Annotated in this window: 14 protein-coding genes; 5 read left to right on the top strand and 9 right to left on the bottom strand. The window is 70.5% G+C overall.

Annotated elements, in window-relative coordinates; all coding sequences use genetic code 11:
• Window positions 1-50: 50 nt before the first annotated feature.
• The 9 genes from PPSIR1_RS30925 to PPSIR1_RS30885 all read right to left on the bottom strand — a co-directional run bounded on the left by PPSIR1_RS30925 (window position 51) and on the right by PPSIR1_RS30885 (window position 13,124).
• Window positions 51-2,123 (bottom strand): FecR domain-containing protein, encoded by a 2,073-nt coding sequence (locus tag PPSIR1_RS30925; RefSeq protein ID WP_198154653.1) that lies wholly within the window; start codon window positions 2,121-2,123, stop codon window positions 51-53.
• Window positions 2,124-2,189: 66 nt separating this feature from the next.
• Window positions 2,190-3,716, bottom strand: a complete 1,527-nt coding sequence (locus tag PPSIR1_RS44340) for a serine/threonine-protein kinase (protein WP_006975166.1) — start codon at window positions 3,714-3,716, stop codon at window positions 2,190-2,192.
• Window positions 3,713-5,515 (bottom strand): adenylate/guanylate cyclase domain-containing protein, encoded by a 1,803-nt coding sequence (locus PPSIR1_RS44335; RefSeq protein WP_086001854.1) that lies wholly within the window; start codon window positions 5,513-5,515, stop codon window positions 3,713-3,715. The genes PPSIR1_RS44340 and PPSIR1_RS44335 overlap by 4 nt, the downstream gene beginning before the upstream one ends.
• Window positions 5,516-5,931: 416 nt before the next feature.
• Window positions 5,932-7,188: a choice-of-anchor L domain-containing protein gene (locus PPSIR1_RS30910; protein ID WP_006975164.1), complete on the bottom strand. Its 1,257-nt coding sequence runs from the start codon at window positions 7,186-7,188 to the stop codon at window positions 5,932-5,934.
• 158 nt (window positions 7,189-7,346) lie between these two features.
• Window positions 7,347-8,450 carry a type IV pilus twitching motility protein PilT gene (locus PPSIR1_RS30905; RefSeq protein WP_006975163.1) on the bottom strand — a complete coding sequence of 368 codons (1,104 nt, stop codon included), beginning with the start codon at window positions 8,448-8,450 and terminating at the stop codon, window positions 7,347-7,349.
• The gene (locus PPSIR1_RS44330; protein ID WP_053335462.1) at window positions 8,450-10,525 is read right to left on the bottom strand and encodes a type IV pilus twitching motility protein PilT; all 2,076 of its coding nucleotides are present in this window, start codon (window positions 10,523-10,525) and stop codon (window positions 8,450-8,452) included. Before PPSIR1_RS44330 ends, PPSIR1_RS30905 begins: the two co-directional genes overlap by 1 nt.
• Window positions 10,526-10,567: 42 nt before the next feature.
• Complete coding sequence (locus tag PPSIR1_RS30895) at window positions 10,568-11,572, bottom strand: TerC family protein (protein ID WP_006975161.1); 1,005 nt, start codon at window positions 11,570-11,572, stop codon at window positions 10,568-10,570.
• A gap of 126 nt (window positions 11,573-11,698) precedes the next feature.
• Complete coding sequence (locus PPSIR1_RS30890) at window positions 11,699-12,208, bottom strand: hypothetical protein (RefSeq protein ID WP_006975160.1); 510 nt, start codon at window positions 12,206-12,208, stop codon at window positions 11,699-11,701.
• A 79-nt stretch (window positions 12,209-12,287) separates the two neighbouring features.
• Entirely contained in the window at window positions 12,288-13,124 is an 837-nt protein-coding gene (locus tag PPSIR1_RS30885; protein WP_006975159.1) for a competence/damage-inducible protein A, read from the bottom strand.
• A 160-nt stretch (window positions 13,125-13,284) separates the two neighbouring features.
• Between PPSIR1_RS30885 and carA the strand changes: the two genes are divergently transcribed.
• The 5 genes from carA (at window position 13,285) to PPSIR1_RS30860 (ending at window position 24,175) form a co-directional block, all read left to right on the top strand.
• Window positions 13,285-14,481 carry a glutamine-hydrolyzing carbamoyl-phosphate synthase small subunit gene (gene carA / locus PPSIR1_RS30880; RefSeq protein WP_006975158.1) on the top strand — a complete coding sequence of 399 codons (1,197 nt, stop codon included), beginning with the start codon at window positions 13,285-13,287 and terminating at the stop codon, window positions 14,479-14,481.
• A 103-nt stretch (window positions 14,482-14,584) separates the two neighbouring features.
• Window positions 14,585-15,394, top strand: a complete 810-nt coding sequence (locus tag PPSIR1_RS30875; protein ID WP_006975157.1) for a hypothetical protein — start codon at window positions 14,585-14,587, stop codon at window positions 15,392-15,394.
• Between the two features lie 140 nt (window positions 15,395-15,534).
• Window positions 15,535-16,266, top strand: coding sequence for a DUF1449 family protein (locus tag PPSIR1_RS30870; protein ID WP_006975156.1), 732 nt, complete (start codon window positions 15,535-15,537; stop codon window positions 16,264-16,266).
• Between the two features lie 111 nt (window positions 16,267-16,377).
• Window positions 16,378-18,591, top strand: coding sequence for a flotillin family protein (locus PPSIR1_RS30865; RefSeq protein ID WP_006975155.1), 2,214 nt, complete (start codon window positions 16,378-16,380; stop codon window positions 18,589-18,591).
• 52 nt (window positions 18,592-18,643) lie between these two features.
• Window positions 18,644-24,175 carry a DNA repair ATPase gene (locus PPSIR1_RS30860; RefSeq protein ID WP_006975154.1) on the top strand — a complete coding sequence of 1,844 codons (5,532 nt, stop codon included), beginning with the start codon at window positions 18,644-18,646 and terminating at the stop codon, window positions 24,173-24,175.
• Window positions 24,176-24,184: the final 9 nt, after the last annotated feature.

Genomic DNA, 24,184 nt, shown 5'->3' with positions numbered 1-24,184 from the left:
CGGTCGTGGGCGACCCCACGCCCCGTCCCGAAGCGCTCAGCCCGAAGCGCTCAGCACTTTTTCTGAGCGCAGTCGCGTCCGAGCACGAAGGCGAGGCCGAGGTCGAACTCGACGAAGGTGGATAGCCCATCCTGGGTCGCGTCCTGCAGCGTCGCCGCGACGCCCAGGCGCAGGGCGACGCGCTCGGTGGCGTAGAACTTGACCCCGCCGCCGAACACCGGGCCGACGTCGGTCTCGCGGCCGAGCACCGCGGCGGGGGAGGCCACGCCGATGCCCTGGAGGCCCAGGGCTACGAAGGGCGTCACGCGGTGGGGCAGCTGGCCGACGATCTGCCCGCGGCCGATCCAGCCCGTGGCGGGGTCGCCCGCGCCGGTGCGCACGGCCATGTAGCGGCCCTCGACCTCGAGGCCGACCCAGCGGATCGGGTAGTAGCCCAGGCGGCCGTAGACCTGCGGGGTGGGCTGACGGATCTCCCGCTGCTGGCCGACGCCGAACTCGTAGAGGCCGTGGCGATCGGAGATCAGGACCAGGCCCGCGCCGACGCCGAGCTCGACCATGTGGCGCTCGGGCTTGGGCGCCTCGGGCTCGAGCTCGGCGGGGGGCGGGTCGGCGATGATCAGATCGAGGAGGGCGACGGGCTCGCCGTCCTCGGCGAAGCGGACCGCGATGGTGGCCTGCTCGGGGGCGTCGGCCTCGGCGTAGAGGGTCAGCGCCCAGCGGCCGTCTTCGAGGACCTCGATGGACTCGACGCGCACGCCCTCGGGGGCGCTGAGGTGGAGCTGCGCGGGCAGGGGCAGGTCGCTGTCGAGGGCGAGCTCGCGGGTGTTCTCGCGCTCGCGGATCAGCTCGACGGCCTCGCCCGAGGGGTTGGACACGGCCGCTTCGACGCCGACGACCTCGATGGGGAAGGGCACGGCCGCGTTGCCCTCGGCGTCCTCGCAGCGCAGGGGCTGGACGCCGACGGTGGCCAGGGACACGCGCTCGCTCAGGGCCTCCTCGCCCGCGCCGCAGCGGACCCCGTCGGGGAGCACCAGGCTCGATCCGGTCAGGACGCGGGCGCCCTCGGGAGCTGCCTCGGCGCCGGCCTCGGGGATGCCTGGAGCTGGCCCGACGCCGGCCCCCTCGACGGGTTGACCGTCCGGCCCTTCGAGGCTCGCGGCGACCAGGTGAACCTCGAAGTCCTCGGACGGTAGGCTCTCGAACTGGTCGTCGTCGACGGCCGCGACCCGCACGTAGTAGTCGCCCGGGGGCAGGCCCTGGATGTCGAAGGCGTCGACGCTCGCGGGCACCTCGACGGCGCTGATGACCTGGAGCCCCTCGGGGTCCGAGGCGACCTCGACGTAGTAGGCGCGGGCCTCGGGCACGGGGCTCCAGCTCCCGCGGATGCGGCTGAGCTCGCCGGGGATCGACAGGTAGACGTGGGGCCCCACGAGCCAGCTTGGCGTGGGCGGCAGCGGGATGGGCTTGGCCGCGCGCTTGGACTTCTCGACCTTGACCCCCATGCCGCGCTTGAGCTTGGTGGTCCCGCCGGCCTTGGCCGAGACCGTGGTCTTGCCGTCCCCGTGGTTGTGGATGCGGCTGGCCCCCTCGTCGTCGACCTTGAGCAAGGCGTTGCCGCCGTCGAGGCGGGTGGAGGCCCCGGGCGTCGCGACCTTGGCCGTCTGCGAGGTCGCCGGATCGCCGGACAGCTCACCCAGGCGCGCGCGCAGGGCCCCGCGCTCGAGCTCGGCTTGCATCGCGATGACCTGCTTGTTGCGCACGGCGTGGTGGCCAAAGACGATCACCAGGGTGTTCTCGCGCAGGGCGACGCTGGACTCGTCGCGGAAGCGCACGGCCGCCGAGGAGGACTCGAAGGTGTTGACCCGGCCCTGCTTGAACAGGGCCTCGCCGAGGGTCGCGTCGTGCCACTCCGTCGACGGGGCCGGGCGCGAGCGGACCTGGTTGTGGGTGTGCTCGATCTTCGCGTCGGGACCGTCGTGGGCGAGCGCGGGGCTCGGCGCGGCGACGACTGCGATCAGGGGCACGGCCAAGCTCGCGCGGAGCAGGGCGGACAGGAGCGGGAGCCGGGCCGCGAAGGGCCGGACCCGCGCGCTGGGGGTGCGTGGGTTGGGTCGTGGGAGCACGGTCGTCTCCAATGTCGAATGTCTGGGGGAGGGTGGCGCTCGGTGGTGGCCGAGAGGTGGGGGCTTCTAGGGTCGCTGGCGGGCGCGTCGACGGGCTCGCCGGAGCGCGCGGCGGAGGCTCCGGACCGCGCTGTCGGTGTCGATGGGCAGGGTGGTCAGCTCGCTGACGCCTAGGCGGGCGAGCTCGCCCAGGGTCTGGCGATCGTCGCTCCGGACCGCGGCGACGACGGGGAGCCCGGTGGCCACGCAGGCCTGGACGCGGCCAGAGTCGCTCGCGTCGACGAGGAAGAGCAGCTGGGCCTCGGTCGGGGCGGAGCCCTCGCCCGACCAGGGCAGGAGCACGAAGTCGTTGGAGCGCAGGCCGAGCTCGTCTTCTTCGTCGAGCTCGCCGACGAGGATGAGGGCGGTGCCGTCGACGTCGAGGGCGTGCAAGGGGGCCGTGGGGATCTCGCTGGTCGCGTGGGCGCGGACGGTGGGGTTGGTCGCGAGCTCCTCGAGGGTCGGCGTGGGGGGCGGGTCCTCGGCTGGGGACTCGCCGGCGGGCGTCTGCGTCAGCGCCCGAGTCCGCGCCAGCCCGTTGGGGCGCGGGGCCGGGGCGGCCATGGTCTTGCCGAGCTCGTTCCCGCCCACGGCGTTGGGGCCGAGGGCGCGACCGTCGACGGAGATCATCCGCTGCGAGCGGGTCGAGGGCACCCGCGCCGAGGCCACGCCGCTGCGCGCACGGGTGCTCCCGCCTCCGTCGATGGCCTCGAGCACCGCCGCGACCTCCCCGGGCTCGGGCCGCTGCTCGGGCCGCTTTCGGAGCATGCGCATCACGAACTCGTCGAGCTTGCGGGGCACGCCGGGGTGCCACTGGCTGGGGTGCATGGGCGTCTCGTGGGCGTGCTTGGTCAGCATCAACACGGCGCGCCGGGCCACGAAGGGCGGCCGCCCGGTGAGCAGCTCGTAGAGGATGCAGCCGAGGGAGTAGACGTCGCTGGCGGGGCCGACCTCGCGGCCGCGGGCCTGCTCCGGGGACAGGTAGTCGGGCGTGCCGACCACGACACCTTGCTGGGTCATGCGCCCGGACTGGGCGTCCTCGGCGATGAAGGCCAGGCCGAAGTCGAGGATGACCACGCGCTCGCCCTTGGGCAGGTCCTCGAGGAAGACGTTCTCGGGCTTGAGGTCGCGGTGCACCGCCCCGATCGCGTGGGCGGCGACGAGGGCCTCGGCCAGGGGCAGCCCGACCTCGCGGACCATCGCCAGCGGCGCGGGCCCGGCGATGGTCCGCAGGCGCCGGCGCAGGTTCTCGCCGCGGAGCAGCTCCATGGCCAGGTAGGCCACGCCCTCGCTCTCGCCGATGTCGTAGATCTCGATGACGTTGGGGTGGCGCAGGGCGGCGGCGACCCGGGCCTCGCGCTCGAAGCGACGCAGGGCGCTGTCGTCCTCGTCGTCGTCGAGCAAGCGCGCGTGGACCAGCTTGAGCGCGACCTCGCGGTCGAGGTTGAGCTGCCGCGCCCGGTAGACCGCGCCCATGCCCCCCGAGCCCAGGAGCTCGATCAGGGTGTAGCGACCGGCGATGGTCGTGCCGATTTCAGGGGGCGAGGCGGTCATGGCTCGAGCTCGAACAGTTGGACGGGTTCGCTGCGGCCGCTGAGCTGCCGCTCGCCGAGGGGGATGAAGTCGAAGGCGTCTTTGGCCAGGGCGGCCGTGGACTGGCTGACCAGGATCTGTTGGGGGCGGGCGATGGCCTCGAGCCGGGCGGCGACGTTGACCACGTCGCCGATCGCCGTGTACTCCATGCGCCGGTCGGAGCCGATGTTGCCGACGACGCAGCTGCCCGAGTTGAGGCCCATGGCCAGCTCGATGGCGCAGCCGTAGGTCGACCGGAAGTGCTCGTTGGCGATCTCGAGCCACGAGACAATCTCCTCGGCGGCCGCCAACGCCCGCTCGGCGTGGTCCTCCCGGGGCGTGGGGGCGCCCCAAAAGGCCATCATGCTGTCGCCGATGAACTTGTCGACGGTGCCGCCGTGGCGGAACACGATCTCCGTGGAGATGGTGAACAGGTGGTTGAGGAGCTCGACGACGGCCTCGGGGCTCAGCCGCTCGCTCAGCGGCGTGAACGCGACGACGTCCATGAACAGCACGGTGATCTCGCTGCGCTGGCCGCCCAGGCCCATGTCCTGCTCTCGAGACACCACGCGCTCGAGCAGCTCCGGGGAGATGTAGCGGCCCAGATCGCGGCGGACCTCGATCTCGCGGGCGACCTGGGCCTCGCTGGCCTCGAGGCTCGCGGCCGCGTCGGACATGGCCTGGGCGAGGACGCCGAGCTCGTCCCGGGAGCGCGGGCTGACCCGGGCGTCGAAGCGGCGCTCGGCGAGCTTGGCCGTGAACGCGGTGAGCTCGGCGAGGGGGGCGGTCAGCCGCCGGGCGGCCCACAGCCCGAGCAGCCCGGCCCCGAGCATGACCGCGAGCACGCTGCCGAGCACGACTCGCCGCATGTCCTCGAGGCTGGCGTAGGCCCAGTCGCGGGACACCTGCGCCACGGCCACCCACTCGCGCCCGGGCAGGCCGACGACGGTCCCGACGGTGTCCCGGCCATCTTCGACGTACTCGCCCGAGCGGGCGACCATGGGGCCGAGGGTGCCCGCATCGACACCTTCGAGGGCCGGCGAGGCGCTGCGCTCGGTCAGCGCGGCCTCGCCCCGGGTGTCGGCGACGATCCGCAGCTGGCGATCGACGAGCAGCAGGGCGCCCTCGCTGCCGCCGAGGTGGGCGTCGGCGAGCGCGCGCATGTGCTCGCTGACGCCGGTCATGGATACGAAGCCGACGACGAAGCCCGTCGGCGGGGACTCGGGGCCGCTGGGTCGGATCGCGGTGACGATGGGGACGCGCAGGGGGCGGTGCTCGGCGTCCGAGTCGTCGCCGCCGTGGAGGGCCGCCGCGCCCGTGGCCGCGCGCAGCTTCGTCGCGCTGGCGAGGAGCTCGGGGTCGAGGGCCTCGGGGACCGAGCGGCTGTCGACGCCGAGCTCGGACAGCACGTCGATGATGGCCCCCTCGCGGTCGTAGATGGCGACCAGATCGAGGCTCTGCCGGGCCTCGACCTCGGCCTTGGTCAGCTGAATGCGCTCGTCCTCGCCCAGGCCCGCGTCGGCGAGCACCCGGCCGATGGCGACCAGCCCGGCCTCGGCGTCGTCGAAGCCGTGGTCGACGGTGCCCGCGAGGTCCCCGAGCACCGCGATCTGCAGCTCGAGCTGGGTGATCTGCAGGGTCTCGGCATTGGCCCGCAGCCCGACCCAGCCGATCAGCGCCAGGGGCAGGGTAGCCAGGGCGGCGACCAGCAGCGCAAATTTGACGCGCAGGGAGAGCCCCATGGACTCGGGCGCGAGGGGCTGCTGTGGGGGGGATTGCATGGAGCGAAGCTCACACTCGAGCGCACGCGAGGTCCGTGTCGAGCCGTGTGGTCGACGGAGCCTGGACCAACCTTAGTCACCATTTTTCGTAGCAAAAAAGTGGGTGCAATGTGAGCCCCAATGGCAACGATGGCGGCCTACGCATGGGGCAGGGATGTCTCGATCCAAAGTGGGAGGCGAGTCAGCTGGGTGCCGTTGTCTAGCCCCAATCCTCGGTTGAGGCCCATTTTTCCCCATCTTCATGCTTCTTCGGGTCCGCCCGGCGACTCGAAACGAGGGGCCCGGGGGCGCCGGCCACGGGCGCCCCTCGATTTTGAGATGAATGCAGCGACTTCGCGAGTGCTGTCGATTTCATTGCGTGCAGTTTTCTGCAAACTGCCGCCGCGCGACACGAGCTGACCGTTGCTCGCGTGGGCTCAGGGGTTGAAGCCACAGCCGCCGCCCACGCAGCCCCCGCAGTCCCAGCGGAAGTTGTCGAGCAGCACGACGCTGGCGAACAGCGCGTCGCCGACGTCGGCGAGGAACAAGGTCAGCTGGACGGGCTCGCCGGGGGTGGCCGGGCCGCGGGCGAGCAGCCAGGGCGTGGCCGCGTGGGTCTCGAAGCCGGTGCCGGCGAGGGCTGGGGACTCGCCGACGAACTGGAAGGCCCCCTGCTGCTCGAGGGCCGTGGTGCTCAGCGGCGCCTGGCCGACGAAGGTCAGGTTGCCCGTGTAGCTCTCGGAGCTCGACCAGGCCACGAAGGTGTCGTTGAAGGCCGTGTCGAGGTAGGTCGGGTGCTCGGAGCTGAAGAAGGCGAAGTCGAACAGGTAGCCGTAGACGCCCTCGGGCGGCGTGACCGTAAAGCGCATGAACAGCTGGTCGTGGAAGTTGGCGTTGTCGTCGACGACCCAGGTCTGGTAGAGGCTGTCGCTGCAGTCGTTGACGCCGTCGCAGTCTTGGAAGGGCGTCCCGCCCATGCCGTCGTTGGAGCCGAGCTCGGGGCTGATCGGCTCGGGCTCGGGGACGAGGTCGACGTTGCTGTTGGGGCCCAGGCCCGGCTGGGCGTTGAATTCCTCGTAGAGCGCGCCCTCGGCGTCGACATCCTGGAGCTTGCCAGTGGTCAGCACCAAGATGGCGCTCGAGGTGTTGGGCGGGACCGCGTCGAGGCCCGGGTCGGCCGAGCCGACGAACTTGCCCTCGCGCGCGGCCCAGCGCTTGCCGCCGTGGTTGTCGCCCTCGGCCTCGCCGAAGCTCTCGACGATGCGCCAGCTGTCGGGGTCGCCCAGCGGGTCGTTACCCGGGGAGAAGACCAAGCCCTCGGCCTGGATGGTCTGGTCGTCGGGGCCGAGGCAGTTGAGGCCGATGGCGAGGAAGGGATCGGCGACCAGGCCCTGGTTCACCGTGTCGCAGTCGACGTAGGCGGCGGGGGCTTCGCACAGCTCTTCGCCGGTCTCGGTCGTGTCGGTCTCGGTGTCTTCGGTGTCTTCGGTGTCGGGCGAGCCGGTCTCGGTCGTGTCGGTCTCGCTGGTCGGGCCTTCGCTGCCGATGTCTGCTCCGACCTCGTCGTCCGTGCCCTCGTCACCGATCTCGGTCTGGCCGCGGTCGAAGTCCGGGTTGAATTGCCGGCAGCCCACGCCCAGGCACAGCGCGAGGCAGGGGAGCGAGACCCTCGCAACGACCCATCGCTCGACCATCACGAGGAAACAGTACATCAATGCACGGACGCGTCCATGGAACTCGTCAGCTTTCGTCGGGTGCTGGCGCACGCCTCGAGCTCACCGAGCGGTCACCGAGGCGGACCGAGGATCCGAGCGATGACCCCGGCTCGAGCGGCCCGTGGGGGCGACAGGCCCTATTCGATCGGCATGTCGAGCTGGCTCTGGATGTGCGGCTGCTTGGCGAAGCTGTTCTTGTCCAGCGCCTTGTCGAGCGCGTCCTGAGCGGTGATCTTGCCCTCGCGCACGAGGGTGTCGAGGGTCGCGTCCATGCCCTGCATGCCCTCGCGGGCGCTCGACTGGATCAAGCTGTTGATCATCGAGGTGCGGTTCTCCCGGATGCAGGTCGAGACCGCGGTGTTGCCGATGAGGATCTCGTGGGCGGCGATGCGCCCGCTGCCGTCGGCGCGCTTGAGCAGCTGCTGGGCGATGATGCCGCCCAGGGACTCGCCGAGCATGCCGCGGATCGCCGGCTGCTGCCCCGCGGGGAACACGTTGATGAAGCGGTCGATGGTCGCCGCCGCGGAGTTGGTGTGGACCGTGGCGAAGATCTGCACGCCGTAGCTGGCGAGCTGCAGGGCCAGGCGCATGGTCTCGGGTCCCCGGAGCTCGCCGACGAGGATGACGTCGGCGTTCTCGCGCCCCGCCGAGCGGATCGCGTCGGCGAAGCTGGGCACGTCGATGCCGACCTCGCGGTGGGTGATCAGGCAGCGCGCCGGCTGGTGCACGAACTCGACCGGGTCCTCGATGGTCAGGATGTGGCCCTCGCGGTTGTGGTTGATCCACGAGAGCATCGCCGCGAGGGTCGTCGACTTGCCCGAGCCCGTGGGTCCGGTGACCATGAACAGCCCCGAGCGGCGCTTGGCGAGCTCGATGATCTGCGCGGGCAGGCCGAGCTCCTCGGCGCTGAGGATCTTCGAGGGGATGGTCCGGAACACCGCCCCGGGGCCGGTGTGCTTGTAGAGGTAGTTGCAGCGAAAGCGGGCCTTGAAGCCGCCCTTGCCGTCGGGCAGGGAGTAGGCGAAGTCGAGGTCGCGCTCGCGGTGAAAGGCCGCTCGGGTCTCGTCGTCGACGATCAGCTCGTCGAGCAGGGCGCGCATGCGCTTTTCATCGACGGGGATCTTGCCGTGGGGGACGAGGTCGCCCTTGAGCCGGAGCATGGGCGGGTAGCCGACGGACAGGTGCAGGTCCGAGGCCTTCTCGGACAGCATGAGCTCGAAGTACTGGTCGAGGGCCGGCATCAGTCGTCGCCTTTCTTGCGCCCGAACATGTTGCGCATGGCCCCAAAGGCGGCCTTGCCGAGGTCGGAGGCCTGCTGGCTCGCGCTGTTCCCCGCGGAGCCGCCGGGCGGACCGCCGGTGGGCGGGGGCTTCTTGGCGCCCCCGAGGCCGCCCATCAGCCCGGGCTTGGGCTGGGCCGGGGCCTGGCTCGTGCTCGCGCCCTTGGTCCCGACCGAGCGCGGGTCGTCGGCGTAGTGCTTGGCCATCGCTTCGGTGATCACGCCCTGGGCGAGCAGCTCGTTGAGCGAGTCCTCGACCCGGATCATCCCGTAGTTGCGCCCGCGCTGGAGCAGGCTGGGGAGCTGGTAGAGCTTGTTCTCGCGGATCAGGCTCCACAGCGGGATGTTGCCGGTGATCAGCTCGGCGGCGGCGACCATGCGGGTGCCGTCGGCGGCGGGCACGAGGCGCTGGGACACGACGATCTTGAGGGCGCCGGCGAGGGTCGAGCGGACCTGGCTCTGGTCGTCGGGGGGGAACATGTCGATGAGCCGGTCGATGGTCTTGGCGCCCGAGGGCGTGCTCATCGAGGCGATCACGAGGTGGCCGGTCTCGGCGGCCTGCAGGGCCATCTCGACGGTCTCGCGGTCGCGCAGCTCGCCGATGACGATGACGTCGGGGTCCTCGCGCAGGGCGGCCTTGAGGGCGCGGTGGAAGCTCGCGGTGTGCAGGCCGACCTGGCGCTGGCTGATGACCGAGCGGCGGATCGGGTGGACGACCTCGATGGGGTCCTCGACGGTGATGATGTGGTCGGGCTTGTTGCGGTTGACCAGGTCGACGAGGGCCGCCATGGTCGTGGTCTTGCCCTGGCCGCTGGGGCCGGAGACGATGGCCAGGCCCTGGTGGTACTCGGCGACCTTGCCCAGCTCCTTGGGCAGGCCGAGCTCCGTGAGCGTCGGCGGCGTGTCGATGATGACGCGGAAGCAGCCCTTGAGGCCGGTGCGGCCCTTGGCGAAGTTGACCCGCATGCGCCCGGTGCTGGCGAACTGGATGGAGAAGTCGGCGTAGCCGATGTCCTCGAGCTGCTTGGTGAGGGTGTCGCCGGCCTGGCGCATGAGCGGCATGAGCATGGGCTCGACGTCGCGCTTGGCGATGGCCGGGCCGACGGGGCTCAGGGAGCCGAGGCGGCGAAAGCGGGCGGGCTGATCGCCGACGAGGTGGATGTCGCTGGCCCCGGACTCGCGGGCCTCGGTGAGCATGGCGAGCATGCGCGCCTCGGGCGTGCCGCGGGCCCAGGTGCACTTGGCGGGGCGGCTGAGGAAGCGCTTCGAGCCCGCGGAGGCCGAGCGCGGCGGGGGTCCCCCATGGCCCGGGGAGTGCCCGGGCGAGACGCCGGGGATGGGCACGGCGCCGGGAGGCGCCGGGCTGGAGGGGCTGGCCAGGGGCGGGGTGGCGAGCAGATCGTCGTCGCCACCCGCAGGCGCGCCCGCGCCGTCGTCGAGGGCCAGGCCGATGGACGGCCCTTCGGTGTCGAGCTCGAAGTCGATGGCCGCGCTGGCGGGGGAGGGGGCCGGGGGCGGGCTCGGCTTGGGCTGGGCGCCCGCATCGTCGAGGGCCAGGCCGATGCTGATGCCGTCGTCGGCGTCGAGCTCGATGTCCCGCGGGCCAGTCTTGGGCCGGGCGACCCGAGGCTGCGGTCCCCCCTCGACGGCCGGGGTGAGGGTGGCCGGCGCGCGCTGGGGCGGCGGGGCCGGAGTTGGCTTTGGCTTTGGCTTTGGCTTTGGAGCCGCCGCGCCAGCGCTCCCCGCCGAGAAGCGCAGCTGGAGTTGGTTGCCACGGCGGGCGACGCGGCAGGTGTAGGCCCGGCCCTCGACTTCGACGGCCTGGGGCTCGCCAGGGGTGTCGGAGCTGGGCAAGAGCTCGCGCAAGTCGGCGCCGTTGAGCAAGGCGACGATGTGACCCGCCGCCAGCGGCGTCTTGGTCAGGGGGTGGAGCTTGCCCGCGCTCAGCTTCAGCGCCGCGACCTTGCCGGTCTGCAGCACGAGCTCTTCGACGTCGCCGCGTTGGAGGTACCGCAGGTAGCGATCGAGATCAGCCACGGCCGCGAGCATACCGCGCCTCCCGCGGGGTTGGGGAGGGGCTCAGCCTTCTTCGCTGACGGCCGGTGCGGGCAGCAGCAAGCTGGCGAGCACCGAGAGCACGAGCACCGAGCCGACGATCCCGAGGGACAGGTTGATGGGCACGTGGATGGGCTCGAGCCAGGGGGCCTCGGCGACGCCCAGGGCGTAGGGCCCCGCGCCGCCGATGCCCTCGGCGAGCACCATCTTCACGCCGATGAAGGCCAGCACCACGCCCAGGCCGTAGGGCAGGTAGTGGAAGCGGTCGATGACGTTTTCGAGCAGGAAGAACATCGCCCGCAGCCCCAGGACCGCGCACACGTTGCTCGTGAACACGATGAAGGGGTCGCGGGAGATGCCGAAGATGGCGGGGATGGAGTCGAGGGCGAAGATGACGTCGGCGGTCTCGACCATCAACAGCACGACGAAGAGCGTGGTCACGAACCACTTGCCCTCGTTCTTGACGAAGAACACCGGGCCCTCGAAGTCCCGGGTCACCCGCAGCCACTGCTCGGCCTTGCGCTTGACCCAGGAGTCGCCGGCCTCCTCGTCGGGGTCGTCGTCGCCAGCGATCAGCAGCTTGAGGCCGGTGTAGATCAAAAAGCCGCCGAACAGGTACAGCGACCAGGTGAACATCTCGATCAGCCCGAGGCCGACGAGGATGAACAGCGCCCGAAGGATCAACGCGCCGAGGATGCCCGCGAACAGGATCCGGTGGAGGTAGTTCCTCGGCACCTTCATGTAGCGGAAGATGACGATGAACACGAAGATGTTGTCGACGCTCAGCGACTTCTCGATGACGTAGGCCGAGAGCCACTCGAGCGCCGGTTCACGGCCGAATTGCCACCACACGAAGGCGTTGAAGACCAGCGAGAGGCTGACCCAGACGACGGACCAGATCAGGGCCTCACGCGCGGTGACCCGCTGCGACTCCCGGTGGAAGACGCCCAGATCCAGCGCGAGCATGAAGAGCACGGCGACGAGGAAGCCGGCCCAGAGCCACGGGGATCCAACGCTCTCGATTCCCAAATCTCGGCTCGTGTCTCGTGGTGAGGGTCGTGGCGAGGCGAGCGCAGCGCGAGCGCTCGCGGGGGTCCGAGCAACAGGCTAGCGCAGGTCTGGAAAACTGCACCTGCGCGCAGCCCGTGGAGCCCTCTATTTTTGCAGGCGTTTGATCGACTCGCCGACGGACACGGTGGCGGTCATGCTGCGCGGCTTCGAGCCGTCTTGGAAGTCGAACTCGACCAGGGTGCCGTCGAACTCGACGTAGGCGCCGCCCTTGAGGGGGCGGCCGAGGGCCTGGGTCGTGTACAGGTAGTACTTGAGCTCGACGTCGAGCCAGATCGCACCGGCGTCGCAAGTGAGCTTGTACTCACCGAACTTCGAGTCCTCCATGTCGCCCGTGCCCGAGCCGCCCTTGCACATGGCCTGGCCCTTGAACTTGCCTTCGGCCTTGAGCCCCTCGATGTGAGCGTCGCGCGCGTCGCCCTCGGTCAGGGTCAGGGCATCGACGCCGGCCTTGTTGAGGGTCAGGCCCTCGGTCGCGACCGGGTCGTAGTCCGCGGGGGGCGCGAGCAAGTCGGTCTTCTTGTCGTCGCAGGCACCCGTGAGGGCGAGGGCCGCGAGCAGGGGTGCGGCCAGTACCAGAGAAGGGGTCGCGCGCATGGGCGCGAAGGTAACACGGTGCCCGCGCCCCACTGCGAGGGCGGGGGGAGCAAAGTCACTCGCCGCCGATTCGGCGGGCTCAGGCCGGGTCCGTCGCCGGCAAGATCAGGTGCTCGGGGCCGAGCTGGGCGACCACGGCCTTGCGGGCGGCCTCGGCCCGGGCCGCCTCGGCGCCCTCGAAGGTGAGCTTGACCCGGACGCGCAGCTGCCCGCTCCCGTCGGGGATCCACTGGGGGTAGGAGCCGATCTCGATGTCCGGGAACTCGGCGACGACGGCGTCGAGCATGGGGGCCAGGGCGCTCTCTTCGAAGCTGGTGTGGAGCTCGACGAGGCTCCAGTCACGGCGCGCCGGGAGCTCGTCCTCGAGGGCCTCGAGGGCCTCGACCTTCGCGCGCAGCAGGGGCGGGATGCCGGGCAAGATGTAGATGCGCGCGTCGTGGGCCTGGGGCGCCCGCTCCCCCAAGATCTCGCCCTCGGCGATGTCGAGGCGCATCACCGGCCAGCCCGGGAGGGCGCGGAGCTCGGTGCCCTCGGGGATGTCGGCCATGGCCATGGCGGCCTCCGTCGACCGGCCCTTGTAGTGCTTGCGCAAGATGGCCTCCATCTCGGCGTTGCGGACGAGCGCGCGCCGGGTCGCCCGGGCGATCGCCTCGAGGGTCACGTCGTCGTGCGTGGGCCCGACGCCGCCCGAGGTGAACACCGTGGGGACCAGGGCGAGCAGGCGCAGGAGGGCCTCGCCGATGGTGTCGAGCTCGTCGGGGACCACGGCGATCTCGCGCAGCTCCATGCCGCGTCGTCGACACAGCTGGCTCAGGAACCACCCGTTCTCGTCGCGGATCTTGCCCGATAGGAGCTCGTTGCCGATGAGCAGGACCGCGGCGGTGGGTCGTTCGTCGGCGCGCTCCGGTGCGGACATCGCCGGGATGGTAGCGCGGCGCCAGGGTCGAAGGCGGAGGAAGCGGGGCGCAACGGGCGCGACCTGCTCGCCCTGGCGGGCTGGGCCCCGCGAGATCTGAACGTGAGGGTTGGCTCGCCAGCCATCCCCCCACCTCCGAGAATGTGGTATCGGCCGACCGATGGTCGACCCGCGCTACCACGGACCTGCCCTGCTCGTGCTCGCTGACGGCCGCGTGTTCCGAGGCCAAGGCTTCGGTGCTCGCGGCACGGTCGTCGGCGAGGTCGTGTTCAACACCGCCCTCTACGGCTACCAGGAGATCGTCAGCGACCCCTCCTACGCCGGTCAGATCGTCTGCCTGACCGCGGCCGAGGTCGGCAACGTCGGGACCAACGCCCGCGACGACGAGTCGGACAAAGCCGCGGCCGTCGGGTTGGTGATTCGCTCGCTCTCGCCGGTGGTCTCGAACTACCGGTCCGAGGCCAGCTTGGGCGAGTACCTGGCTCGCCGGGGGGTGCTGGGCATCGCCGAGGTCGACACCCGCGCGCTGACCCGACACCTGCGCGAGCACGGGGCCCAGATGGCCGTCATCAGCACGGAGATCGAGGACGTCGACGCCCTGCGCGAGCAGGCCGCGGCGGCCCCCTCCATGGCCGGGCGCAACCTCGTCGACGGGGTGACCACGAAAGCGCGCTACACCTGGACCGAGTCGAGCTGGCGGGCCCCGAGCGCCGAGGGCCTGTCGGGCGCCGAGCCCCCGCCCGCGGACCTGCGCGTGGTCGCCTACGACTTCGGCATCAAGCGCAACATCCTGTGCAAGCTCCGCGACCAGGGCATCGAGACCACCGTCGTCCCGGCCTCGACCCCCGTGGCCGAGGTCCTCGCCGAGGAGCCCGACGGCGTGTTCTTGTCGAACGGCCCCGGCGACCCGGCGGCGGTCGAGGCCGTGATCGCCCAGCTGCGCGAGCTGGTCGCCGACGATCGGTCCAAGGACCTGCCCATCTTCGGCATCTGCCTGGGCCACCAGCTGCTGTGCCTGGCCCTGGGCGGGCAGACCTACAAGCTCAAGTTCGGCCACCACGGCGGCAACCACCCCGTGCGGGACGAGCGGGACGGCTCCATCGCCATCACCTCGCAAAACCACGGCTTCGCCGTCGACGTGGACAGCCTGGGCGAGGGCGCGGCGCTGACTCACCTCAACCTCTTCGACAAGACCGTCGCGGGCCTCGAGCTCACGGGGCGGCCGGTGTTCGGGGTGCAGTACCACCCCGAGGCCAGCCCGGGCCCCCACGACTCGGACGCGCTGTTCCAGCGCTTCGCCGCGCAGATTCGCGAGTTCCGCGGTCGCCCAGCGCCGAGCGAGGCGAGCGCTGACTAAGGACCGCGTCCGCCTCGAATTTTTAGAGCCCGTCTCGCCTGCCTCCGCGCCTGCTTCGAGCGTCGGCGAGGGCCCGAGCGAGGGCGGGGCTCCCGACTCGGCCGTGCCCGCGCGGGCGCGGACCCTCCCCAGCGAGCGCAGCCTCGACTACGTGCCCGCCCGGGTCGAGCGCGAGCACAGCTTGCCCGGCGGCGAGGGCCTCGACCGCCTCGCCGCCGCCGTGTTCGGCGGGGCTGGTCCCGCGGGTCCGGCCCGCCTCGCGCCGCTCATCGAGCGCTTCGACGAGGAGGTCGGCAAGCTCGCCGTCGACGACGAGGACTTCGAGCTGCTCTCGGTCGGGCGCATGGACTGGGCGCTGTGCGACGTCTCGAGCCTCGGCGTCCCCGTGGCCTCGCGGGCGGGGCGAGCCCGAGACAGCTGGGCCTGGCGGGCGGTCCACGGCGAGCTCCCTGGTCACCCCCAGCTCGCCGGGCTGCCCGAGCTGCGCGCCGCGGCCTGCTCGGTCACGGGCCTGTTCGAGGTCTTCCCCGGCGAGCCGACCTGGGTCCGCGACCGACTCAGCGGCGTGGTCTTGCGGGTGCGCGAGTCCGTGGGCCCCTGGCCCCGAGGCGGGAGCGGGGCCGAGGGACCGGCCGCGCTGTGGGAGCTGCGGCTCGTGCCTTGCCTCGACCCGCGCTGCGAGGCCGAGCTCGAGTCTGAGAGCGAGAACCCATTGCGGTTCACGGGCGAGTTCGCCCTGGCGCGCCCACCTCTGGACTACCCCCTCGAGCTGCTCGAAGTGCTCGAGGACCACCACGCCCGTCGTTTTCGAGACCCCCCGTGGCCGACCATGCAGGATCTTCGCCGAGCCCGGCTCCGCCACGTCCGGGCAGGTCGACGCACGCCCATCTCCCGCATGCTGATGTGGCGCTGAGCCAGGTCACCCGAGCGGTCACCCAAAGGTGACTGGAATGAAGCGGGTCGGGGCGCGGTCGCCCGGGCGCCGACTCACGGACGCGCGCAAAAGTCATCGATAATCCCGACGGGACATGGCAACCTGCGCGAACCCCGAACATGACTGAATTTCTCCTCGCAGCGCTCACCTTCCCCGCGATCATCTTCACGGTCTGTCTGGGCATCGCCCTGGGCTACTGGTCGCTGGTCATCGTCGGCCTGTTTGGACCCGAGGCCCTCGACGGAGCCGTCGACGGGGCCCTCGACGGCGCCCTCGAAGGCGCCGCCGCGCTGACGGTCCCCAGCGAGGACGACCCCAAATCCACGGCGCTGGCCAAGGCCGAGCCAAAGCGCGGCTTTTTGGCCCGCTACGAGCTGCGCCGCGTCCCGGTCACCGTCAGCTTCTCGCTGTTCACCCTCTACGGCTGGATCCTCACCCACGTCACCTCCCTCGCCGGCGCCAGCACCCTCGACGCCCTGGTCTCGCGCTGGGTGTGGGGCTCGGGGGTGGCCTTCTTGGCGGTGTTCGTCGCCCTGCGCCTGACCTCGTGGTCCATCGTCCCGCTGGCGCCTTTCTTCTCGGGCTCGCAGAGCCTGACCAACGACGAGCTCGTCGGCCAGATCGCCGAGGTCCAGACCATCCGGGTGACCCGCAAGGTCGGCCAGGCCTCGGTCATGACCAAGGGCGGCTCGCTGATCGTCACGGTCCACGCCGACGAGGAGCTGGCCATCCAAAAGGGCGAGCGCGTGATGCTGGTCAGCTACGACCAGGGCGAGCGCGCCTTCGAGATCACGCGCATCGACGACATGTTGCCCTCGGCCCTCACCGAGGGCTCCGACAGGGCCACCTGAGCCCTGGCGCTGGTCTGGCCCTGGCCAGCGCTCGCGCACCCCCCCCCTAGCGAATTCCCTCTGCCCGGCGCTGCTCGGGCCGGTCCCCTCAACCCCTTCACCACACAAGCCATGCTGCACGCACACCCGTCCCTCTCGCTCCTGCTCGCCGCCATCGACCCGAAGCTGCAGAGCAACCTGATCACCGTCGGCATCATCGTCGGCTCGGCCTTGCTGTTCATGGTCGGGCTGGGCGTGATCATCGCGGCCTTCTACAGAAAGGTCGATCAGGGCTCGGCGCTGATCATCAACAAGATGGGCGCGGTCCCGGTGGTCAAGTTCACCGGCGGCATCGTGGTCCCGATCATCCACCGCGCCGAGATCATGGACATCTCGGTCAAGACCATCGAGATCGACCGCCGCGGCAAGGACGGCCTGATCTGCAACGACAACATCCGCGCCGACATCAAGGTCACCTTCTTCGTCCGGGTCAACCCCAAGGAGGAGGACGTCATGGAGGTCGCGCGGGCCATCGGCGCGAAGCGGGCCTCGGACCAAGAGACCCTCGAGGCGCTGTTCAACTCGAAGTTCTCCGACGGCCTCAAGACCGTCGGCCGCCAGCTCAACTTCCAGGACCTCTACACCAAGCGCGACGAGTTCAAGGCCGGGATCCTCGAGGCCATCGGCAAGGAGCTCAACGGCTACCGCCTCGACGACTGCGCCATCGACTACCTCGAGCAGACGCCGATGACCCAGCTCGACTCGGCCAACGTGCTCGACTCCCAGGGTATCCGCAAGATCACTCAGATCACCGCGGAGCAGAACGTCGAGACCAACAGCCTCAAGCAAGAAGAGCGCAAGGCCATCACCAAGCAAAACGTCGAGGCGGACGAGGCCGTGTTCGAGCTCGAGCGCCAGCGCGCCGACGCCAAGGCCAAGCAAGAGCGGGAGATTGCGACGATCCAGGCCCGCGAGACGGCCGAGACCGCCAAGGTCCAGGCCGAGGAGACCAAGAAGGCCGACGTCGCCCGCATCAAGCAGGAGGAGGAGACGGCGATCCAAAACGAGAACCGCCTGCGCCAGGTCGAGGTCGCCCAAAAGAACCGCGAGCGCGTCGTCGCCGTCGAGTCCGAGCGCGTCGAGAAGGACCGCGCGCTCGAGGCCATCGGGCGCGAGCGCGAGGTCGAGCTCCAGCGCATCGCCAAAGAAAAGGCCCTCGAGATCGAGCGCAAGGACATCGCCGACGTGATCGCCGGCCGCGTGGCGGTCGAGAAGAACGTCGCCCAGGAGGAGGAGTCCATCAAGGACCTGCGCGTGCTCGCCGAGGCCAGGCGGAGCAAGGACGCCCGCGTGGTCGCGGCCGAGGCCGAGGCCCAGGAGAACCTGGTCAAGCACATCAAGCACGCCGAGGCCCAAGAGCAGGTCGCCAAGCACAAGGCCAAGGAGAAGCTGACCCTGGCCGAGGCCGACCTCGAGGCCTCGGACAAGCAGGCGCGCGCCAAGATCCGTCTGGCCGAGGGCGTCCAGGCCGAGCAGGCCGCGTCGGGCCTGGCCGAGGTCAAGGTCAAGGAGGCCAACGCCATGGCCATCGAGAAGGAGGGCCAGGCCGAGGCCCGGGTCGCGCTGCAGAAGATGCAGGCCAAGGCCCAGGGGCAGCAGGACCTCGGGCTCGCCGAGGTCAAGGTCAAGGAGGCCGACGCCGACGCCGTGCGCAAGCAGGGCGAGGCCGCGGCCGAGGCCCAGCGGGTCATGCTCATCGCCCACGCCCAGGGTAAGGAGGCCGAGGCCGCGGCCATCGAGAAGGTCGGCACCGCCGAGGCCGTCGCCATCCAGCGCAAGATGGAGGCCGAGGCCGACGGTCTGGGCAAGAAGGCCGAGGCCATGAAGGCCCTCGACGGCACCAGCCGCGAGCACGAGGAGTACCGCCTGCGCCTCGAGAAGGACAAGGAGGTCGAGATCGAGGGCCTGCGCACCCGCGAGAAGGTCGCCGAGTACCAGGCCCAGGTCATGGCCCAGGCCATGGCGCAGGCCAAGATCAACATCGTCGGTGGCGACGGCGAGTTCTTCGATCGCTTCGTCAACGCCGTGACCATGGGCCAGTCCATGGACGCCGCGGTCAACAACAGCGAGACGGCCCAGACCCTGCTGGCCGAGTACCTCGACGGGCGCAAGAGCCTGCCCGCCGACATGGTCGAGGTCCTGTCCAACCCGACCGTGGACTCCGAGACCGTCAAGAACCTCGGCGTGGCCGCGATGATCACCCAGCTGATGGGCCAGGCAGGCGACGCCGACAAGGCCAAGTACGCCGAGCTGCTCGCGGCCGCCAAGCGCCTGGGCGTCAAGTAGGGCAGGGCTGGCCAGGGCAGGGACAGGATCTGCGACGAAGCAGTGAGCATTGATGGCTGACGACGCCGAACAATCACAAGGTGGCGCCGACGAGGTCGGCGGCAGCTACGAGGTCATCCGGGCGCGCCTGGTCGCCCAAGCCCGGGAGCTCGGCTCCCGGGCCACCGGCCTCAACGAGCGCCGCGTCGAGGCCTTCGGCGGCTCGGAGCTGGTGCCGATCGGCACGGGCCACGTGCGCACGGACAACAAGTGCATCCCCTGCGACGTGGTCATGGTCAACGGCCGGATGCTGTTCGGCTTCAACGTCTACCTGGGCCTGCGCCAGACCATCAAGCGCGAGGAGGTGTTCTCGCTGCACAACTTCGAGCACGTCCCGGGCGCCGATGAAGCGGCGGGCGAGGACATCTTCGACCTCTCGGCCCTGGGCGCGGACCACCTCGACCGCAGCTTCCTCGAGGACCGGCAGTTCGCGACGCAGTTCCACGAGCTGTTCCAGTACTACAAGTCCGCCCGGCTGCTGCGTCTCGCCCGGAGCGAGACCCAGCTGCTGGCGGTGTTCCAGACCGGGGCCACCCACGAGGACATCCGGGTGTTCCGCTGGAGCCTCGACGCCGAGGGCCGGGCGACCTACGTCGACAACCGCGGCGAGCGGGACTACAGCTTCCCGCCCCAGCACGACTTCGAGTGGGTCGAGACCGGCCGCGAGGACCACGTCGACGGTCGCCACCCGCACGTGTCGATCCTCGACGAGGTCTTCGTCGAGACCATCGGCGGCGACCTGACCATCAAGGTCGAGAACAACACCGACTCGGGCCACGGCGTCTACGCCGAGCCCGTCGAGGAGCCCGGGCAGAGCCTCGACGACGCCGACATCGCCTACGCCAAGGTCGGCACGCTGATCCTGCTCTCGGTCCTGCCCTACCGCGAGGAGCAGCGCCGCTACCTGATCTTCGCGACGCGCTCCAACAAGGTCGTGCGCGCCGACGCGATCGGGGGCGCGTGCGTGCAGCTGCCCGAGGACCACGGCGTCATCTTCCCCGGGGGCTATTTCCTTCAAGACGGATCCCACAAGGTCTTCGACGGGGACTACTCGGACTTCGAGTTCGAGCGGGCGATCAAGAGCCCCAACGGCGAGGACGTGCTCTACGTGTTCCACCGCCGCGACGGGGGCCGCTACGCGCTCTTCCCCTACAACCTGATCCGCAAGGAGATCGGCGCGGTCATCCCCTGCCACGGCTACAGCGTGTTCGAGGACGGCCGGTTGGCGGTGTTCAACGTGACCCGCGACGAGCCCAAGCGCATGCACGCCATGCAGTTTTGGGCCACGCCCTTTTGCTCGCTCGAGTACGCCGCCCAGGCGCCGTCGACGGGCGGTCCGCTGGCGCGCATCGGCAACGCCGAGCTCGTCCGCGGAATCTCCGAGGCGCTCTCGCTCAAGCGGGCCGTCGACGAGCAGGAGCCGACCCGGCAGATCTACGAGGACCTCGTCGGCGCCCTGACCCGGGCCCTCGACACCTACCACTGGTACGGGGGCGAGGCCGTCGGCAACCTGCGCGAGGTCGTCGTGCAGATGCGCGAGACCGCGGCGCTGATCGTCGACGAGTTCGACAAGGTGGTCGAGATGCGCCGCCAGGCCGCGACCGCCCTCGAGCAGGCCGTCGGCGAGCAGGTCGAGCTGCTGCGCAAGGTCCGGCCGGACTTCTTCGAGACCGTCGAGCAGTTCATGGCCGCGCTGACCGGGCTGCGCTCGCGCCGGGGCCACGTCATCTCCCTGCGCGAGGTCCGGTACATCGATCTGGCCCGCCTCGACGAACTCGAGCAGGAGCTCATCGAGGCCTTCGACAAGACCTCCAAGGCGACCGTCGACTTCCTGCTCCGGGACAAGGCCTTCGATCCCCTGGTCGAGCGCCTGGGCGAGCTGGGCGGGAAGATCGAGGTCCTCGACAAGACCAAGGACGTGCCGGCCATCGAGGCCGACATCGAGACGACCAGCGAGGGCCTCAACGTGCTCTCGGAGATCATCGGCGGCCTCGAGGTCGACGACCCGACCAAGCGCACGGTCATCCTCGAGCGCATCTCGGAGGTCTTCGCCCAGGTCAACCGCGTGCGCGCGATGGTCCCAAAACAAGCGCCGCTCGCTGATGTCCCGCCCGAGGGCAAGGCCGAGTTCGTCGCCCAGTTCAAGCTGTTCGCGCAGTCGGTGTCGAGCGGCATCGGCATGGCCGACACCCCCGAGCGCTGCGACGAGAACCTCTCGCGGCTGATGGTCCAGCTCGAGGAGCTCGAGGCCAAGTTCTCCGAGTTCGACGAGTTCCTGGGCGAGCTGGCGAGCAAGCGCGAGGAGGTCTACGAGGCCTTCACCCAGAAAAAGCAGCAGCTCCTCGACGAGCGCAGCCGCCGGGCCGAGAACATGGTCTCGGCGGGCAAGCGCATCCTCCAGGGGATCGGCCGCCGGGCCAAGAGCTTCAAGACCACCGACGAGCTCAACGCCTACTTCGCCTCGGACCCCATGGTGCTCAAGCTGCGCGAGCTGGCCTCGCGCCTGCTCGAGCTCGGCGACTCGGTCAAGGCCGACGAGCTCGAGTCGCGGATCAAGTCGGCGCGCCAGGACGCGCTGCGCGGGCTCCGGGACCGCCTCGAGCTGTTCGAGGGCGGGGAGAGCGGGGCCTCGCTGGTCAAGCTCGGCCGGCACCGCTTCACGGTCAACACCCAGCCCCTCGAGCTCGGCATGGTGCCCACGGACGAGGGCATGATCATGACCCTCTCGGGCACGGACTACCGCGAGCTCATCGCCGATCCGGCGTTCACGGCGACCCGCGGCTACTGGGATCAGCGCCTGGTCTCGGAGACCCGCGCGGTCTACCGGGCCGAGTACCTCGCCGCGTCGATCCTGTTCGCGGCCGAGGCCGGCGAGACCCTCGGGGGCCCGCAGGACGAGGCGCGCAAGACGCTGAGCCTCGCGGCCCTGCACGAGGCCCAGCGCGACGAGGCCGGCCTGGTCGGCCTGGTCCGTCGCGTCGCCGCCGATCGCTACGACGAGGGCTACGAGCGCGGCATCCACGACGCCGACGCGGCCGTCATCCTCGACAAGCTCTTGCTGCTCTACGAGGGCGCGGGCTTGCTGCGCTTTGGCGCGAGCGGGCGCGTGCTCGGCCTGTTGTTTTGGTCCGAGCTCGACGACGCCAAGCGAAAGCAGCGCTGGCACATCTCGGCGCGCAGCCTGGGCCGGCTGCGGGCGCAGCTGGGCGACTCGGCGGCCTCGCGGGCCCTGGCCCAGGAGTTCGCCGACGCGGTCCTGGCCTTTTGCGAGGCGCGCGGGGTCGACTGCCCCGCGGCGCAGGCCCAGGTCGCCGGCCGCTACCTCATCGAGGAGCTCGCCGCCGAGCGCCCGCGCTTTGTGGTCAGCGCCGACGCCAAGGCCCTGCGCGACCGCTTCCTGGCCTACATCGACCTGCGCGGGCTGAGGGCCGAGCTCGAGCGCGACCTCGAGCAGCTCGAGGACCTGCGCGCGCGCTGGGACCTGGCGAAGGCCTGGGTCGCCAGCTACCTGGCCACGGGCGACGCGGGCGCGGGCGCGGACTCGATCGCCGACGAGCTCGTGGGCTTGCTGCTGTGCCCGCGCCTCGATCGCCACGAGTCCACGGCCTTGCTGGCCGTCACCGCCGAGGGCCTGCTCGGCCAGCACCCGCGGGTCGTCGACGGCAAGCTCGAGCTGCGCCTGGACGAGTACCTGAGTCGCCTGGGCGAGTTCGTGCGCGTGCGCGTGCCGGGCTACCACGACTACCGCAAGCGCCGGCAGGAGCTGCTCGAGCGCGAGCGGACGCGGCTGCGCATCGACGAGTTCCTGCCCCGGGTGCTGTCGAGCTTCGTGCGCAACCGGCTGATCAACGAGGTCTACCTGCCGATCATCGGCGACAACCTGGCCAAGCAGCTGGGCGCCGCCGGGGACCAAAAGCGCACCGACCTCATGGGCCTGCTGCTGCTGATCTCGCCGCCTGGCTACGGCAAGACCACGCTGATGGAGTACATCGCCAGCCGCCTGGGCCTGGTGTTCATGAAGGTCAACGGCCCCGCGCTGGGCCACGACGTCATCTCCATCGACCCCAGCGAGGCGCCCAACGCCACGGCCCGCCAGGAGGTCGACAAGATCAACCTCGCGCTCGAGATGGGCAACAACGTGATGCTCTATCTCGACGACATCCAGCACTGCAACCCGGAGCTGCTGCAGAAATTCATCTCGCTGTGCGACGCCCAGCGGCGCATCGAGGGCGTGTGGAAGGGCCGCACGCGCACCTACGACATGCGCGGGAAAAAATTCTGCGTGGTCATGGCCGGCAACCCCTACACGGAGTCCGGCGACAAGTTCCAGATCCCGGACATGCTGGCCAACCGCGCCGACACCTACAACCTCGGCGACATCCTCGAGGGCGCCGACGATGCCTTCGCGTCGAGCTACATCGAGAACGCGATCACCTCGAACTCGACCCTGGCCCCCCTCGCCACCCGGGAGCAGAGCGACATCTACAAGCTCATGCGCATGGCTCGGGGCGAGGACATCCCGACCACGGACCTGGCCCACGGCTACTCCGGGGCCGAGCTCAACGAGATCAAAAAGACCTTCCAGCTATTGTTCAAGGTCCAGGAGACCCTGCTGCAGGTCAACCAGGAGTACATCCGCTCGGCGTCCATGGACGACCGCTACCGGACCGAGCCGCCCTTCAAGCTCCAGGGCAGCTACCGCAACATGGCCAAGCTGGCCGAGAAGGTCGTGCCGGCCATGAACATGGCCGAGCTCCAGTCGCTGGTCGAGGACCACTACGTCGGCGAGGCCCAGACCCTGACCTCGGGCGCGGAGCAGAACATGCTCAAGCTCGCCGAGCTGCGCGGGACCCTGGACGACGAGCAAAAGGCGCGCTGGGACGCGATCCGCAAGGGCTTCGTCAAGGCCAAGAACCTCGGCGGGGCCGAGGACGACCCGGCGACCCGGGTCACGGCGCAGCTGTCGAGCCTCGGCGATCAGCTCGAGGGCATCCAGGAGGCCCTGGCCAACCGCGGCTTTGGTCTGCACCTCGAGGGCATCAAGGCGGCCCTCGACCAGGCCACGGAGCAGCTCGAGCAGCAGGCGAGCGAGCGCAAGCAGGCGGCCCTGGCCCTGAGCCGGGCGCCCGTCGCTGCTGCGGCCGCGCCCAAGGCCGCGCCGGTCCAGGCGGCGGCTCCCGTCACCATCCCAGGCGGCGCCGACCTGGCCGCGCTGCTCGAGCGCATCGCCGCCCCGAAGATCGAGGTGACCGTTCCGCCCCCGGCGGGCATCGACGAGCTCCTGGCCCAGCAGATCCAGATCGTCGAGCGCACCCTGGTGCCCCTGGTCCAGACCGCGGCGCGGCGCCTCGACGATCGCAGCGCCCTCGAGGCCAAGCTCGATGAGCTGCTCTCGGCCCTCAAGGTCGTCGACGGCGGCATCAAGGCGAAGGCCAACTTCCCCGACTTCCCGGGGCTGCCGGCGGTGCCCGGCGGCAAGCCCAAGGTCGCGGGCGCCAAGGCCCGCGCCCCCGTAGTCCCGCCGCCCAAAAAGCCCGGGAAGTGAGGGCTCAGA

It is taken from the genome of Plesiocystis pacifica SIR-1, from assembly GCF_000170895.1.
Classification (GTDB): Bacteria; Myxococcota_A; Polyangia; order Nannocystales; family Nannocystaceae; genus Plesiocystis; species Plesiocystis pacifica.
Note: the sequence above shows the minus strand (reverse complement) of the source record. Positions and strands in the feature narration are given on the sequence as shown.